The sequence below is a fragment of the Pseudomonas sp. NPDC098740 genome (genome assembly GCF_044760065.1).
Classification (GTDB): Bacteria; Pseudomonadota; Gammaproteobacteria; order Pseudomonadales; family Pseudomonadaceae; genus Aquipseudomonas; species Aquipseudomonas rossensis.
This window is the reverse complement of sequence record NZ_JBIWAM010000009.1, coordinates 144,755-160,768: the sequence shown is the minus strand read 5'-3', so window position 1 is coordinate 160,768 and position 16,014 is coordinate 144,755. Positions and strand designations below refer to the sequence as shown.

18 protein-coding genes and 1 pseudogene are annotated in these 16,014 nt (G+C 58.0%); 16 read left to right on the top strand and 3 right to left on the bottom strand.

From position 1 onward, the window contains the following. Positions 1–71: 71 nt before the first annotated feature. Positions 72–980, bottom strand: coding sequence for a 50S ribosomal protein L3 N(5)-glutamine methyltransferase (gene prmB, locus ACIQU2_RS14080; protein WP_403141630.1), 909 nt, complete (start codon positions 978–980; stop codon positions 72–74). 238 nt (positions 981–1,218) lie between these two features. Here prmB and ACIQU2_RS14075 point away from each other — a divergent pair, with 238 nt between their 5' ends. The 8 genes and pseudogenes from ACIQU2_RS14075 to ACIQU2_RS14040 all read left to right on the top strand — a co-directional run bounded on the left by ACIQU2_RS14075 (position 1,219) and on the right by ACIQU2_RS14040 (position 6,103). Continuing rightward, entirely contained in the window at positions 1,219–1,809 is a 591-nt protein-coding gene (locus tag ACIQU2_RS14075; protein ID WP_008146122.1) for a cysteine hydrolase family protein, read from the top strand. Between the two features lie 131 nt (positions 1,810–1,940). Next, a complete protein-coding gene (locus ACIQU2_RS14070) occupies positions 1,941–2,261 on the top strand; it encodes a hypothetical protein (RefSeq protein WP_056740391.1) in 321 nt (106 codons plus the stop codon). A 75-nt stretch (positions 2,262–2,336) separates the two neighbouring features. Further along, positions 2,337–2,894: a Smr/MutS family protein gene (locus ACIQU2_RS14065; RefSeq protein WP_056740389.1), complete on the top strand. Its 558-nt coding sequence runs from the start codon at positions 2,337–2,339 to the stop codon at positions 2,892–2,894. 109 nt (positions 2,895–3,003) lie between these two features. Beyond that, on the top strand, positions 3,004–3,738 hold the full coding sequence (locus tag ACIQU2_RS14060; RefSeq protein ID WP_347803372.1) for a helix-turn-helix transcriptional regulator: 735 nt from the start codon (positions 3,004–3,006) through the stop codon (positions 3,736–3,738). 312 nt (positions 3,739–4,050) lie between these two features. Then, entirely contained in the window at positions 4,051–4,725 is a 675-nt protein-coding gene (locus ACIQU2_RS14055; RefSeq protein ID WP_347803371.1) for a polysaccharide lyase family 7 protein, read from the top strand. A 94-nt stretch (positions 4,726–4,819) separates the two neighbouring features. Next, positions 4,820–5,062 (top strand): annotated as a pseudogene (locus tag ACIQU2_RS14050) (site-specific integrase); the annotation flags it as partial. A 22-nt stretch (positions 5,063–5,084) separates the two neighbouring features. Then, on the top strand, positions 5,085–5,630 hold the full coding sequence (folE, locus tag ACIQU2_RS14045) for a GTP cyclohydrolase I FolE (protein ID WP_347803389.1): 546 nt from the start codon (positions 5,085–5,087) through the stop codon (positions 5,628–5,630). Positions 5,631–5,731: 101 nt separating this feature from the next. Then, complete coding sequence (locus ACIQU2_RS14040) at positions 5,732–6,103, top strand: glutathione S-transferase N-terminal domain-containing protein (RefSeq protein WP_129436949.1); 372 nt, start codon at positions 5,732–5,734, stop codon at positions 6,101–6,103. A gap of 410 nt (positions 6,104–6,513) precedes the next feature. On the opposite strand, the gene ACIQU2_RS14035 is transcribed toward ACIQU2_RS14040, so the two are convergent. Continuing rightward, positions 6,514–7,680, bottom strand: coding sequence for a PLP-dependent aminotransferase family protein (locus tag ACIQU2_RS14035; protein ID WP_403141623.1), 1,167 nt, complete (start codon positions 7,678–7,680; stop codon positions 6,514–6,516). Positions 7,681–7,761: 81 nt separating this feature from the next. On the opposite strand from ACIQU2_RS14035, the gene ACIQU2_RS14030 reads away from it, so the two are divergent. From ACIQU2_RS14030 to ACIQU2_RS14020, 3 genes are all read left to right on the top strand, one after another. Next, entirely contained in the window at positions 7,762–8,208 is a 447-nt protein-coding gene (locus ACIQU2_RS14030) for a MarR family transcriptional regulator (RefSeq protein ID WP_347803369.1), read from the top strand. A gap of 209 nt (positions 8,209–8,417) precedes the next feature. Beyond that, a complete protein-coding gene (locus ACIQU2_RS14025) occupies positions 8,418–9,767 on the top strand; it encodes an NCS2 family permease (RefSeq protein ID WP_403141619.1) in 1,350 nt (449 codons plus the stop codon). 78 nt (positions 9,768–9,845) lie between these two features. Further along, entirely contained in the window at positions 9,846–10,472 is a 627-nt protein-coding gene (locus tag ACIQU2_RS14020; protein ID WP_347803368.1) for a LysE family translocator, read from the top strand. Between the two features lie 174 nt (positions 10,473–10,646). On the opposite strand, the gene uraH is transcribed toward ACIQU2_RS14020, so the two are convergent. Beyond that, positions 10,647–11,000: a hydroxyisourate hydrolase gene (gene uraH / locus ACIQU2_RS14015; protein ID WP_111449004.1), complete on the bottom strand. Its 354-nt coding sequence runs from the start codon at positions 10,998–11,000 to the stop codon at positions 10,647–10,649. Positions 11,001–11,432: 432 nt separating this feature from the next. On the opposite strand from uraH, the gene puuE reads away from it, so the two are divergent. The 5 genes from puuE to ACIQU2_RS13990 all read left to right on the top strand — a co-directional run bounded on the left by puuE (position 11,433) and on the right by ACIQU2_RS13990 (position 15,937). Next, a complete protein-coding gene (gene puuE / locus ACIQU2_RS14010) occupies positions 11,433–12,359 on the top strand; it encodes an allantoinase PuuE (RefSeq protein WP_403141613.1) in 927 nt (308 codons plus the stop codon). Further along, positions 12,356–12,871, top strand: coding sequence for a 2-oxo-4-hydroxy-4-carboxy-5-ureidoimidazoline decarboxylase (gene uraD / locus ACIQU2_RS14005; protein WP_403141589.1), 516 nt, complete (start codon positions 12,356–12,358; stop codon positions 12,869–12,871). Before puuE ends, uraD begins: the two co-directional genes overlap by 4 nt. Positions 12,872–12,966: 95 nt before the next feature. Beyond that, complete coding sequence (gene alc / locus ACIQU2_RS14000) at positions 12,967–13,962, top strand: allantoicase (protein ID WP_017339775.1); 996 nt, start codon at positions 12,967–12,969, stop codon at positions 13,960–13,962. A 119-nt stretch (positions 13,963–14,081) separates the two neighbouring features. Next, entirely contained in the window at positions 14,082–14,585 is a 504-nt protein-coding gene (locus ACIQU2_RS13995) for an ureidoglycolate lyase (RefSeq protein ID WP_109628737.1), read from the top strand. Between the two features lie 50 nt (positions 14,586–14,635). Continuing rightward, on the top strand, positions 14,636–15,937 hold the full coding sequence (locus ACIQU2_RS13990; RefSeq protein WP_347803365.1) for a urate hydroxylase PuuD: 1,302 nt from the start codon (positions 14,636–14,638) through the stop codon (positions 15,935–15,937). Positions 15,938–16,014 lie beyond the last annotated feature (77 nt).

Here is a 16,014-nt window from a genome sequence, read left to right as displayed (position 1 = left end):
GCGGCAGCTCCTACACAGGTGTACACATAACTCTGGAGCTGCCGCAGGCTGCGATCTTTTGCTTGTAAGGGTCAGACGCGGGAAGCGAACAGCGCCTGATGATCACGGCACTGTTCCGCCGTCAGCATGAACACGCCATGTCCTCCGCGCTCGAAATCAAGCCAGGCGAAGTCGACTTCGGGGTACAGCGCCTCAACGTGAACCTGGCTGTTGCCCACTTCGACAATCAGCAAGCCCTTCTCGGTCAGGTGATCCGCCGCTTCGGCGAGCATGCGACGCACCAGGTTCAAACCATCATCACCGCAGGCCAGGCCCAGCTCCGGTTCGTGCTGGTATTCGTCCGGCATGTCGGCGAAATCTTCCGCATCGACGTAAGGCGGGTTCGACACGATCAAGTCGAAACGCTGACCCGGTAAACCATCAAATCCGTCGCCCTGCACCGTGTACACCCGCTCGTCGACGCCATGGCGCTCGATGTTCTGGTTCGCCACTTCCAGTGCTTCGAACGACAGGTCGGCCAGCACCACTTCGGCGTTCTGGAACTCGTAGGCACAGGCGATACCGATGCAGCCGGAACCGGTGCACAGGTCGAGAATCCGCGCAGGCTCGGCGCCCAGCCACGGCTCGAAACGCTTTTCGATCAGTTCGCCAATCGGCGAACGCGGGATCAATACGCGCTCATCGACAATGAACGACATGCCGCAAAACCAAGCTTCCCCCAACAGGTAGGCGGTAGGAATGCGCTCTTCGATACGGCGCTTGAGCAAGCGTTGCAGCTTGACCAGCTCGTCTTCTTCCAGATTGCAGTCGAGGTAGCTGTCGGCGATTTCCCACGGCAAGTGCAAGGCACCCAACACCAACTGACGCGCTTCGTCCCAGGCGTTGTCGGTCCCATGGCCGAAAAACAGATCCTCCCCATGGAAGCGGCTGACGGCCCAACGGATATGGTCACGCAGGGTACGAAGTCGGGAAGTGATCACGGGGCAAACTCCAAAAAAAACGACTGGCGATTCTAACAGCCAAAACGCGTCTCGACGACGCGGGAAAACTACCGGCGCAAATGTAGGACTATTCTATTTTTTCGACTGGCTATTGAACAAAACGAGCCTATTGACAAGGCTGCGAGCCAGCAAAGACGGCGCCTACGATGGTAGCGATTCACAGAAACGCTCAGCCAGAGGACAATGTCGCAAAAGCCCCACCCGAAGGAGCCCCAGAATGTCCGTTCCAAAAACGATGTTTCAACTCAGCGGCCGCGGTTATGCAGCAGCCGTTCTGAGCCATGCGACCCTTGTCATCATCGATGCCCAGAAAGAATACCTCAGCGGTCCGTTGGCCTTGAGCGGCATGGATGCTGCCGTTGCGAACATCAAGCAACTGGTGGCCGCTGCCCGTGCAGCCGGCCGGCCGATCGTCCATGTCCGCCACCTCGGCACCGTCGGTGGGCTGTTCGATCCACAAGGTGAGCGCGGTGAGTTCATCCCGGGCCTGGAACCACAGGGCGACGAAACCATCATCGGTAAATTGCTACCGAGTGCGTTCCACGGCACCGAACTGCTGGAACGCCTGCAGAATCTCGGTTCGCTGGACCTGATCGTATGCGGTTTCATGAGCCACTCCAGCGTCAGCACCACGGTGCGCGCCGCGAAGAACCTGGGCTTTCGTTGCACGCTGGTGGAAGACGCCTGCGCGACTCGCGACCTGCCTTACAAGGGCGGTGTATTGAGCGCAGACCACGTTCAGCAGACCGAAATGGCGATCATGGCGGACAACTTTGCCACCCTCGCGCTGACTCACGAACTGATCTGATCGACGCTCGATGAGCGGTCCATGCCGCCGCTCATCCGCAAAAGCCTATCATTTGCTGTAATTGTCTTAGCCTCAGGAACATCCCGGTCAACTCCCGGTCGAAGGGCCGATACCCATTGAGGAAGGTCGGAATGAAGTTATCCGATGGTTTTGACGCTCGCCGCTTGCGGCCCAAAGGCCAACGCAACTGGCGTTTTCGAATCGGCGCGGCATTTGCTGCCTTGCTGTCGATGAGCGGTGTGTTGCTGGCGATGGCAGGCATAGCCAGCCTGCTTGGCCACGCACCCGCCCTGGGCGAGTTGAATACCAACCGGGTCGGTTCGGCAGTGATTCTGGCGATTGGCCTGTTCGTGCTGTACCTCGGCGTGTGGCTGTGGCGTCGCTGCCGTCGCCGCTCGCGGCAGTCGCAAGAACTGAACATCTCCCCGCATTTGATGAAAAAGCACGACTGAGCCGAGCGTTGCGCGTTTTCTCGCGCCCCATTCGCCTCGAGTTGGGTAAACTGGCCGCCCTTCGCGGAGGCTGACATGCAAGACGACGATTTTTCCCTGTTCAAAAGCGCGATCCAAGGCGTCAAGCCGATCAAACACGATCGCGCCGAAACCGGTAAACCCAAAGCTGACCGCGCGCAAATCGCCAAGTTGCGTCAGGCCGCCACTGTGCGCACCGATGCCACTACCGTTGACGGGCTGTCCGATCAGTTCGTCATCGATGTTGGCCCGGAAGACGAGCTGATGTGGGCGCGTGACGGTGTTCAGGAAAGCCAGATGCGCAAGCTCAAGATCGGACAGATCCCGTTCGAAGGCAGCCTCGACCTTCATGGCATGAACGTGGAAAAGGCTCGGGAAACCCTCTGGGCGTTTCTGGCCGAAGCGACCAAATTCGAAATCCGCTGCGTGCGCGTCACCCACGGCAAGGCTGTGCGTCTGGACGGCAAGCGACCGATGATCAAAAGCCACGTCAACACCTGGCTGCGTCAACATTCGCAGGTACTCGGCTTCACCTCGTGCCAAGCGAAACACGGCGGGGCCGGAGCGGTTTATGTGATGCTCAAACGGACCATGATGGAAGGTCGCGACGAGTAAAGCGGTCGCCTTGTAAATAGCACTCATAACACCCAATACGGGAATATCCATAGCAAGTTATAGACATAACGATTTGCAATGATATGGGAGCTCCCGTAATACTCCGCAGATGGAATTTAAAGAACGACTCAAAGCAGCCCGCCAACACGCCAAGCTCAATCAGACCGAGCTTGCCGAGCGCGCCGGCCTGACGCAAACCTCTATCTCCGACCTTGAGCGCGGGAAATCGAAGGCAACAGCCTTTGCTGCCCAGATCGCTTCAGCGTGTGGCGTTTCACCGATGTGGCTGGCTGAAGGTGTCGGCGACATGCTTAAAGGGGTGTCCGAGGCTGTTCCGTTGAATCGCATCCCTCCAAGCGTTTCAATGTCAGACATCCAGCCTTGGGACGACAGCACGCCCCTGGATGACGACGAGGTTTATGTCCCCTTCCTGCGTGAAGTTGAGCTGGCGGCCGGTTCAGGCCGTTTCGTGATCGCAGAAAACAACAGCGCCAGGCTGCGTTTCTTCAAGAAAGACCTGCGTCACAACAACGTGCAGTTCAACAACGCCAAGTGCGTCGTGGTGAGCGGAAACAGCATGCTCCCGGTACTGCGCGACGGCGCTACCGTTGGCATGAACGTCGGAAAGAACTCGCTGGGCGACATCGTCGACGGCGACATGTACGCGATCAACCACAACGGCCAGCTCCGCGTGAAACAGGTCTACCGACTGCCCAGTGGGATCCGCCTACGCAGTTTCAACCGTGACGAGCATCCGGACGAGGACTACACGTTCGCCGAGATTCAGGAGCAGCAGATTGCGATCCTGGGTCATGTCTTTTGGTGGGCGATGTATTCGCGGTGAACTGAGTTGCGGTGATTCGGGAGTGTCCAGTGCCATGACGTGCAATACGGCAAATCGACGCCCATCCAAGAGAAGCCCGCCAAGCGCGGGCTTTTTTCGTACTGAAATATAGGCACGGAATAAAATATGGGAATACCCATTGACACAAAATATAGGAAAACCCATATTTGTATTCAAGCCAACGGCAAATCGAGCGGAAGCTGCCAAGCATCACTTCTGCCCATTCACCGAGTTGGCAGTGGGATGCAGGCCTGCATCAAACGCAAGGCTCACCAGAGCAAAAAGCGATATCAATGGACTGAGGCAAAAACCATGACTGTAGACATCAGCAACTTCACCATCGCTACCCCGCTTCCAATCTCCGACACCAACCCGATTGCGCTTGAGCTCATCGGCTGGCGCGCACTGATCGAATGCCCCGACGTCATCTCAATGCTTGACGATGGTTCGCTGCAGATGACGGCGCCGACACTTGGAGCCTCGAGCAAGAGCACGAAACGAACTCGCTGCGAGTGGAAAGAACCAGGTTACTGGTTGTTCTCCAGCGCAGCGGACCACTGGAACCGACAGGAAATGCGACTGACGAAGGTCAACTCGCTGCAGAAAGTCGTGATCGGCCAGATTCATGTGAAAGGTTCAGAACGACCTCCGGTAAAGGTGTTCTGGAACAAAGGAAAAATCACCATGGGGTTCCGAACGAGTTACCTCCAAGACGATCCGGTTAATTCGACCGTGTTGGAGAACGTGCCGCTCGGTGCACTTTTCAAGATCAACATTCACGCCAATTCGAGCGGCGCCGTCTCTGTATCGGCTAGTTGTAACGGCGTCAAATCCACTTCCGCGATCATGCGCCTCGACAACACCTGGGACACGAAAACACTCGCCTTTCACGGCGGCGTGTACAACCAGATCGATTACTCCGACACCACCGACCCGCTAGACGGTTCTGTCTGCGTCATCAGCGATCTGTCTATCACTCACGCCTGATACGACCTGCTCGGCCTGATGAGCAATACGGGCTTCAGGAAAGCATCACTGCTGCACCTTGGCGACAGGGTGTAGCGGGATGCGCAAACCCGAAATGACCGATTTGGGGCTTCGCGCCCGCCGGCAATACAACTGCCGGCACACATACGCTACCATGTGCCCCATGTCGGGGATGAACCCTGCGTTTATTGCCACTCAGCTCGGTCATAGCGTTCAGATAGTGCTATTGACCTACGCCCGATGGATCAACGCCAGCACTGACTGGTGTGAGCTCGGGACGCTTGAAAAGAGCTTGATTGGTACACAATTGGTACAGACAGAAACAGTACCCCTCTGAAACCCGTATGGAATCAGCCTCTGTGACACTGGAACAGAATTACACCGCGATTCTCGGCCAATTGGGCGAGGACATCTCCCGCGAGGGCCTGCTCGACACGCCAAAACGTGCCGCAAAAGCCATGCAGTACCTCTGCCGCGGTTATGAACAGACACTGGAAGAGGTCACCAACGGTGCCTTGTTCAGCTCCGACAACAGCGAAATGGTGCTGGTGAAGGACATCGAGCTCTACTCGTTGTGCGAACACCACCTGCTGCCGTTTATCGGCAAGGCTCACGTCGCCTACATCCCGAGCGGCAAGGTTTTGGGCCTGTCGAAAGTCGCGCGGATCGTCGATATGTACGCCCGCCGCCTGCAAATCCAGGAAAATCTCAGCCGCCAGATCGCCGATGCGGTCCAGCAAGTCACCGGCGCTCTTGGCGTTGCGGTGGTGATCGAGGCCAAGCACATGTGCATGATGATGCGCGGTGTGGAGAAACAGAATTCGTCGATGATCACTTCGGTGATGCTGGGTGAGTTCCGCGAAAACGCGGCAACCCGCAGCGAGTTTCTCAGCCTGATCAAGTAACTCGCAGCATAAGAAAACCGGCATTCATCGCCGGTTTTTTTTCGTCTGTGAAAAATCAGGTAAGCTGCGCGCCTTCTGTTTGCCCCTGTGAGGCTTATACCGTGTTCGTTAAAGCGCTTCGTGTCGGCCTTGGCCAACTGATCATCTTCATCGACTTCATTACCCGCCCAGGCAAAAAGCAGCGCCCTGCCGCCGCTCAGGCTCAGGTCGAAACAGCCGCCAAGGACCTGACCCTGTATCAGTTCCACGCCTGCCCGTTCTGCGTGAAAACCCGACGTACCCTGCGCCGTTTGAACGTGCCGGTGGCGTTGCGCGATGCGAAGAACAACGAACAGGATCGCCAGGCCCTGCTGGAACAGGGCGGCAAGATCAAGGTGCCGTGCCTGCGCATCGAAGAGAATGGCCAGACGACCTGGATGTACGAGTCCAAGGTGATCATCGATTATCTGGACAAGCGTTTCGCTGCTGCCTGATGGTTTTGTGCTGGGGCTGATGGCCTCATCGCGAGCAAGCTCGCTCCCACAGTGGTATGTGGGGTGACGGAGATATGTGATCAACACTGATCCCCTGTGGGAGCGAGCTTGCTCGCGAAGAGGCCGGCCCAGGCGCCACAAAATCCAGACCAAAATAAACCGGCCCTAGAGCCTAATGCCGATCAGTTAAGCAATTTCAGCTGCAACGCACTTCCTTGTAGCAGCTGCCGAAGGCTGCGTTCGGCTGCGCAGCAGTCGTGAAATCAGACGATGCGGTGTTTCAGGAAAACCGCAAACCCAGGTTTTACGACTGCTGCGCAGACGAACGCAGGCTTCGCCAGCTGCTACGGATTGTGTCGTTCCTTAACTGATCGGCATTAGCCCTAGAGCCGGTTTATTTGTTTCTGCCCTCAGGCGGCTTTTGCCGCCTGGGCCTGACGCACCACCGCTGCCAGCCGTTTGAGCCCTTCGTCCAGCCGTGCCGCGTCGATGTGGCTGAAGTTCAGGCGCAAATACCCAGGATTGTTGTCCGGTTCGGGGAAGAACGGCTCGCCCGGCATAAACGCCACATCCGCTGCCAGTGCGGCCTTGAGCAACGTACGCGTGTCCAGCGGCTGCTTGAGAGTCAGCCAGAAAAACAGCCCGCCCTGCGGCACGTTCCAGTCCGCCACATCCCCAAAATGCGTTTCCAGGGCTGACTGGAACGCGTCCCGACGAACCCGGTAAAAGTCCCGCAGCTCGCTCAAGTGATGCTGGAATTTGTCGGTGCCGATCCACTGCAGCGCTTGCCACTGGCCCACGCGATTGGTGTGCAGGTCGGCCGATTGCTTGAGTTTCAGCAAGTGCGGAAAGAGATCCGGACTGGCGATCAGATAGCCGACTCGCAGCCCGGGCAACAGGGTTTTCGACACGGTGCCGGTGTAGATCCAGCTGGCCTTTTTCAAGCGGCTGACAATCGGTGTGGCGCTGCCACCGTCGAAAGTCAGCTCGCGGTAAGGCTCGTCTTCGATCAAGGTCACGCCGAACTCATCCAGCAAGGCTGCCACGGAATCGCGCTTGGCTTCGCTGTAGCGCACGGCCGAAGGATTCTGAAAAGTCGGGATCAGGTAGATGAAGGCGGGTTTGTGTTTCTCCAGTCGAGTTCGAAGTTGCGCCAGGTTCGGGCCATCAGCCTCCAGCGGGACAGTGATGCAGTCGGCGCCGAACAGCTGAAAAATCTGCAACGCCGCCAGATAAGTCGGCGCTTCGAGCAAAATCTCGGTGCCTTTGTCGATGTACAGCTTGGCCGCCAGATCGAGGGTTTGCTGGGACCCGCTGACCACCAACACCTGACTCGCCTCGCAGGGTACGCCCAACGCCCGTGACTCTGCTGCCAGCGCTTCACGCAGCGCAGGCTCACCTTCGCTCATGCCGTATTGGCCCGTCGACAGCGGCATGCCGGCCCACTCGACTTTCGGCAGCATGGCTTCGGCCGGCAAGCCGCCAGCGAACGACATCACTTCCGGGCGCTGGGCGGCGGCGAGGATTTCACGGATCAAAGAACTTTTAAGGCGCGAGATACGTTCGGAAAATGCCATGGGGTCACCGGTAGCGAGGCCTGAATAAAATGAGTCAAACTGGTTGACCGAAATTACGACAGACCGAACGGATACGTCAATATGCTTGACCTTAAAAACCCCGCGACTCAGCAACAGGCGATGGAAGCGTTTTTCTTCGGTTATCAGGCGTTCACCGCGAAAGCCGACGAAATGCTCGAGCGTCGTGGCTTGAGCCGGGTGCATCAACGCATTGTGTTTTTCATCGCGCGCTACCCGAACTTGAGTGTCAAGGAACTGCTGGCATTGCTCGGGGTGACGAAGCAGGCGCTGAACATTCCGCTGCGTCAGTTGGTGGAGGTGCATCTGGTAAACAGTGTCGCGTCCGAGACCGACAAGCGTAAGCGGTTGCTGGAGCTGACCGACGATGGTGCTCGGTTTGAGCAGTCGTTGCGGCGTGAGCAGGTGAAATTGCTGGAGCGGGTGTTTGCCGAGGCTGGGGAGACGGCGGTGAATGGGTGGCTGGCGGTGAATCTGGCTTTAGGAAAAACCCAAGTCCTCGCAGACTGATCGTCTATAGCCGATATATCCCGATCAACAAACTTTTCGTCTACAAAATCAAAAACATTATTTGCTTTATTTGTATACAAAAGCATAATCCACTTCGTGCGAGTTCCTGACCAAGCGGTCAACAAATTCGCAAGTGCCTCAAAGGGCCGCTGCCACCCTCATGGGTCCGGCCCTGGAAATAAAAATAAAACTCTTGAGGAGTACTCGCTGTGGAAAGCCGCAAATCCGAAGCCCCGACGCTGGACCTCTCGCCGCCATTACGCAATGGCTGGCTGGAACGCCTCTTCAAACTCAGCTTGCATGGCACCACGGTGAAGACCGAGTTGATTGCCGGTCTGACAACCTTCATCACGATGGCTTACATCATCTTCGTCAACCCGAACATCATGGCTGACGCCGGCATCGATCACGGCGCCGCGTTTGTCGCCACCTGCATCGCTGCCGCGCTGGGTTGCCTGTTGATGGGCCTTTACGCCAACTGGCCGGTCGGCCTGGCGCCGGGCATGGGCCTCAACGCCTTCTTCACTTACACCGTGGTCGGCACCATGGGCTACAACTGGGAAACCGCCCTTGGCGCGGTGTTTGTTTCCGGTGTGTTGTTCATGTTCCTGACTTTTTCCCGGATCCGCGAATGGCTGCTCAATAGCATCCCGGTGAGCTTGCGCTTTGCCATGGGCGCCGGTGTGGGCCTGTTTTTGGGGCTGATCGGCTTGAAAACCGCGGGCATCGTGGTCGACAGCCCGGCTACCCTGATCAAGCTCGGCTCCCTGCGCGAACCTGGCCCACTGCTGGCAGCCATCTGCTTCCTAATGATCGCCGTGCTCAGTTACCACAAAGTGTTCGGTGCGATCCTCATCAGCATCATCACTGTGACCCTGGCCGGTTGGGGCCTGGGCCTGGTGAATTACGGAGGGATCATGTCGGCCCCGCCGAGCCTGGCTCCGACCTGGATGGCCATGGATGTCGCCGGCGTGTTCAACATCAGCATGATCAGCGTGGTGCTGGCCTTCCTTTTCGTGCACATGTTCGACACCGCCGGCACCTTGATGGGCGTCGCTCAGCGCGCTGGTTTGGTGAACGCTGACGGCAAGATCGAAAACCTTTCCCGCGCCCTCAAAGCCGACAGTGCATCCAGCGTGTTCGGTGCGGTGGTCGGTGTTCCGCCGGTTACCAGTTACGTGGAAAGTGCCGCTGGCGTAGCCGCGGGTGGTCGGACTGGTCTTACTGCCGTGACCGTAGGTGTGCTATTTATTGCCGCCATGTTTTTTGCACCACTGGCTGGCATGATTCCCGCGTATGCAACCGCCGGTGCACTGATTTATGTGGCGATGCTGATGATGGGCGGCATGGCTCACATCGAATGGGACGAAGCGACCGACAGCATTCCGGCGATCGTCACCGCGATCATGATGCCCCTGACCTTCTCGGTCGCCGACGGTATTGCGCTGGGCTTTATCACTTACGTGGTAATGAAAGCCTGTACTGGTAAGCACAAGGAAATTTCCATCAGTCTGTGGGTGCTCTGCGCGATCTTCATTGCGAAGTTCGTTTTCTTGTAAGCCGTCTACGTTTCAAAACAGTGTTTCAAAACAGCCTCACCCCGTCGGGTGGGGCTTTTGTGCAAATGGAGGAAAGTGATGAGTCTGGAAACCTGGCTGCTGTTCAGCGGCGCTGCGCTGGTGGTGATCCTGATCCCGGGGCCATTGTCTTTGCTGATGATAAGCAACAGTCTGAATTACGGTTTGCGTCGTTCTTACCCGGCGTTTCTGGGTGGCGTGATTGCGTCGATCTGCTTGCTCAGTGCGTCGGCGCTGGGATTGGGAGCCTTGCTGCTGGCATCGGAACAGTTGTTCAGCGCCCTGAAGATCGTCGGGGCGCTGTACCTGTTCTACCTGGCCTGGCAGAGCTGGCAGCAATCGCGCCTGCCCTCCCACGGCGCTGAAGTGCCCCAGGCTGCGCCAGGGCCACGCTTTCGCGCACTGTTCGGGCGCGCGTTTATGTTGGGCGCCAGCAACCCGAAAGACATTCTGTTCTTCGCCGCTTTCCTCCCGCAGTTCCTCAGTGCCGAGCAGCCGTTCCTGCCGCAGTTGCTGGTGATGATTGCGACCTGGACCGTGCTGGATTTGCTGTGCAAGTTGGCGTATGGGCTGGGTGCCCATGGTGCAGCGCGGTATCTGCGCAGCGGCAAGGGTCAGAGCTGGTTTAACCGGGTGAGTGCGGGGTTGTTCAGTGGTGCCGGCGCTGCGTCTCTGTTGAGCCGATAACAGCAAGATCAAAAGATCGCAGCCTTCGGCAGCTCCTACAGGGAAACGCATTCCAATGTAGGAGCTGCCGAAGGCTGCGATCTTTTGCCTTATCTACAGGCAAAAAAAAGCCCGCAGTGTGAGCGGGCGAAAGACCAAAGAAGCTATATGCGCAGGATTTTTGGGGGGAAAGTCCTAGCTTCCTCTGTAGGTCGAATAGCTGTACGGCGAAATCAGCAATGGCACATGGTAGTGATCCTGTTCCGCAGAGATGCCAAAACGCAGCACCACCACATCCAGGAACGCGGGCTCTGGCAGCTGAACGCCACGGGCGCGGTAGTAATCGCCCGCATGAAACTGAACCTGATAGACCCCGGAACGGTAGTCATCGCCTTGCAGCAGCGGTGCATCGACCCGGCCGTCGCTGTTAGTGACTGCTGTGGCCACCAGTTCCAGCTGAGAACCTTCAACGCGATACAACTCGACCTTGATCGAGCTGCCCGGGCAACCATGTGCAGCGTCTAAAACGTGAGTAGTCAAACGTCCCATTGATTCTGCGCGCCTGCCTGCGTGGAGCAGTCAGACCTCGCGCCTCCCGAAGTCAGTTGAAAAGGAGACCGCACCGATTCGGAGCACGAAACGCTGCGGCGAGCGACTGATTAAGACACTTTTCAAAAAAATTGTACACAATAAAAACAACATATTTACCACTAGACCCGTCATTCAGGGATTCCCGCCGAATCTGCCACCGAGCCATAGGATCAAAGGACCTTCCATCCATTAGCTGACCAATCAGGCAGGTTTCTTGCAATAACATGTGAAGATGACAGTCAGTGAAAAATGCAAAAAAACAGGCTTACAAAGTGCATGTAAAGTTGTATACAATCAGCCCATCGCTGTGACGCCAGCCTGTCATCACACTGCAGGCCGCCACACAAACCTGACCTTGAACAAGTCGAACGAATAAGAAGGAAGACTGCAGTGAGCGCTGACTACCCACGCGACCTGATCGGTTACGGCAGTAACCCTCCTCACCCACACTGGCCGGGCAATGCCCGCATCGCCTTGTCCTTCGTGCTCAATTACGAAGAAGGCGGCGAGCGCAACATCCTGCACGGCGATAAAGAATCCGAAGCCTTCCTTTCGGAAATGGTCTCGGCGCAGCCGCTGCAAGGCGCGCGCAACATGAGCATGGAATCCCTTTACGAGTATGGCAGCCGTGCCGGCGTCTGGCGGATTCTGAAACTGTTCAAGGAGTTCGACATTCCTCTGACCGTCTTCGCCGTGGCCATGGCCGCCCAACGTCACCCGGACGTGATCCGCGCGATGGTCGATGCCGGCCACGAGATCTGCAGCCACGGCTATCGCTGGATCGACTACCAGTACATGGACGAAGCTCAGGAACGTGAGCACATGCTCGAAGCGATCCGCGTCCTCACCGAAATCACCGGCGAACGCCCACTGGGCTGGTACACCGGCCGCACCGGCCCGAACACTCGCCGACTGGTGATGGAAGAAGGCGGTTTCCTCTACGACTGCGACACCTACGACGACGACCTGCCCTACTGGGAACCGAACAACCCGACCGGCAAGCCGCACCTGGTGATTCCGTACACGCTGGACACCAACGACATGCGCTTCACCCAGGCCCAGGGTTTCAACAAGGGCGACGATTTCTTCGAATACCTGAAAGATGCGTTCGACGTGCTGTATGCCGAAGGCGCCGAAGCACCGAAGATGCTGTCGATCGGTCTGCACTGCCGTCTGATCGGCCGTCCGGCGCGTCTGGCCGCACTCAAACGCTTTATCGAATACGCTAAAAGTCATGAACAGGTGTGGTTCAGCCGTCGCGTCGACATCGCTCGCCACTGGCACGAAACCCACCCGTACCAAGGGGCCGCGAAATGAGCCACTTCCAAACCCTGAAGCCCTCGACCCTGAGCCGCGACGCGTTTGTCGCTACCTTCGCCGACATCTACGAACATTCGCCATGGGTGGCCGAAAAGGCCTTCGACCTGGGCCAGGACGCTTCGATCGACGAGATCGAAGCCCTGCACCAGCGCATGAGCGACATCCTGTTGAGCGCCGATCACGAAAGCCAATTGGCACTGATCAACGCTCACCCGGACCTGGCCGGCAAAGCTGCCGTCCAGGGCCAGCTTACCGCAGCCAGCACTGAAGAACAGTCTGGCGCGGGTATTCACCAATGCACGGCCGAAGAGTTCCAGCGCTTCACCGAGCTGAACGACGCCTACAAAGCCAAGTTCAAGTTTCCCTTCATCATGGCGGTAAAAGGCAGCGACCGGCATCAGATCCTCGCAGCGTTCGAAACGCGCATTCACAACCCGGAAGACACCGAGTTCAAGTGCGCGCTGGCGGAGATCAACAAGATCGCCCTGTTCCGATTACTGACCCTATAGCGAGCAGCCCTTGTGAAAAGCCCGGGCGTTTAAAACGCGAGAACCAAGGGCACTGCAAGCATCCCAAGCCAACTAATTAAAGGCAGACAAGAAGAATGAAAGCTTACGCCGTACCTTTCGAGAAGTTCGTCAACCTGGCCGACGCCCGCCTGGGCACCAAAATCATCTCGGTCACCGATGACTGGTTCGCTGATGCCAACCGCCTGTTCCAGCCGACCCCGGCTGTGTGGAAGGAGGGCGTGTTCGATGACAACGGCAAGTGGATGGACGGCTGGGAGTCGCGCCGCAAGCGCTTCGAAGGCTACGACAGCGCGGTGATCCGCCTGGGCGTACCGGGTTCGATCAAAGGCGTGGACATCGACACTTCATTCTTCACCGGCAACTTCCCGCCGTCGGCCTCCCTGGAAGCCTGCTTCCTGGCCTCGGGCGAGCCGGACGAAAACACTCAGTGGACTGAAGTGCTGTCCGCCGTCGAGCTGCAAGGCAACAGCCACCACTACCACGAAATCAACAACGACCAGGCGTTCAGCCACCTGCGCTTCAACATCTACCCGGATGGTGGCGTGGCCCGTCTGCGTGTTTACGGTATTCCGTTCCGCGACTGGTCCGCTGTGGGCGACAACGAGCAAGTTGACCTGGCAGCAGCCCTGAACGGTGGCCGCGCCCTCGCCTGCTCCGACGAACACTTCGGTCGCATGAGCAACATCCTCAACCCAGGCCGTGGCATCAACATGGGCGACGGCTGGGAAACCGCACGTCGTCGCACGCCAGGCAATGACTGGGTCATTGTCGCGCTGGGTCATGCCGGCGAAATCGAGAAAGTCATCGTCGACACCCTGCACTTCAAGGGCAACTACCCGGACACGTGCTCGATCCAGGGCGCGTTCGTGAAGGGCGGTACCGACAGCCAGATCGAAACCCAATCGCTGTTCTGGCGCGAATTGCTGCCGGCGCAGAAACTGGAAATGCACGCCGAACACACCTTCGCCGAGCAGATCAAGGCGCTGGGGCCGATCACCCACATCCGCCTGAACGTGTTCCCGGATGGTGGTGTTAGCCGCCTGCGGGTATTGGGCAAGGTCGCTAAATAAGCGCTGAACCCAATCGCGAGCAAGCTCGCTCCCACATTTGACCGCGTTTCCCTGTGGGAGCGAGCTTGCTCGCGATAGCGTCAGAACAGACAACAACGAATTCAGGTAAGAAGACCAGCATGCGCACATTGACGATTGAACCGCTGACCAAAGAAGCCTTCGCCCCTTTCGGTGACGTGATCGAAACCGACGGCAGCGATCACTTCATGATCAACAACGGTTCGACCATGCGCTTCCATAAACTGGCGACGGTGCAAACCGCCACGCCAGAGGACAACGCGATCATCAGCATCTTCCGCGCCGACGCGCAGGACATGCCGCTGACCGTCTGCATGCTGGAGCGTCACCCGCTGGGCAGCCAGGCTTTCATTCCGCTGCTCGGCAACCCTTTTCTGATCGTGGTCGCGCCACTTGGCGATGAACCTGTATCAGGCTTGGTCCGCGCCTTCGTCACCAACGGCAGGCAGGGCATTAATTACCATCGCGGCGTTTGGCACCATCCGGTGCTGACGATCGAAAAGCGGGATGACTTCCTGGTGGTTGATCGCAGTGGTACAGGCAATAACTGCGATGAGCATTTTTTCAAAGAGGATGAGCGTTTGATCCTCGCCCCCCACCAATAAGAGAAGGTCTGATCACTCGACAACAGAGTGACAGGCGAGAGGTAAAGACTGTGGAAGCACATCTGTTGGAATGGCTGAACCTGAGCGTGCGCTGGGTTCACATGATTACTGGCGTGGCCTGGATCGGCGCGTCGTTCTATTTCGTCTGGCTGGAAAACAACCTCAATCGGGTCAACCCGAAAAGTGGCTTGGCGGGCGATTTGTGGGCGATCCACGGCGGCGGTATCTATCACCTGGAAAAATACAAACTGGCCCCACCGACCATGCCGGACAACCTGCACTGGTTCAAATGGGAAGCCTATTTCACCTGGCTGTCGGGGATCGCGCTGCTGTGCGTGGTGTTCTACTCCAACCCGACGCTGTACCTGCTGGCACCGGGCAGCAGCCTGACCGGCCCTGAAGGGGTCGCACTGGGCATCGCTTCGTTGTTCGTCGGCTGGTTCGTCTACTCCTTCCTCTGCGACTCGGCCCTGGGCAAACGCCCTGCCCTGCTCGGCTTCATCCTGTTCGTGCTGATCATTGGCGCCGCTTACGGCTTCAGCAAAGTGTTCAGCGGTCGTGGTGCGTACCTGCACGTCGGCGCGATCATCGGCACCATCATGGTCGGCAACGTGTTCCGCATCATCATGCCGGCGCAACGCGCACTGGTTGCCGCGATTGCCGAGAACCGCACGCCGGATCCGGCGCTGCCGGCCAAAGGCTTGCTGCGTTCGCGTCACAACAACTACTTCACCTTGCCAGTGCTGTTCATCATGATCAGCAACCACTTCCCGAGCACCTACGGCAGCCAATACAACTGGCTGATCCTGGCCGGGATCGCGGTGTTGGCGGTGTTGGTGCGTCACTACTTCAACACCCGTCATGACAGCCACAAATTTGCCTGGACCCTGCCCGCTGCGGCAGTGGGCATGATTTGCCTGGCTTACGTGACTGGCCCGGCGCAGATGCCGAGCGCTCCTGAAGTGGCCAAGGCGCCCGGCACCATCGAGTACCAACCGTTGCCGGAGACTGCCCTCGGTGGTGGTGCCAAACCTCAAGCGGCGAAACCTGCTGCACCTGCCGCTGCACCGGCTCAGGCGTCCAACGCCGGCCCCGGTTTCGACAAGGTTCACGACGTGATCCAGGAACGCTGCACGGTCTGCCATTCGGCCAAACCGACCAGCCCGCTGTTCAGTGCCGCACCGGCCGGCGTGATGTTCGACACCCCCGAGCAGATCCGCCAGAACGCGGCGCGCATCCAGGCGCAAGCCGTCACCAGCCAGATCATGCCACTGGGCAACATCACCCAGATGACCCAGCAGGAACGTGACCTGATCGGTGCGTGGATTGTTCAGGGAGCTCCCACCAATTAACCGTTGAAAAGCTTCGCGGGCAAGTCTCGCTCCTACAGGGTCCACGCTGACCTGTAGGAGCGGTGCTTGCCCGCGAA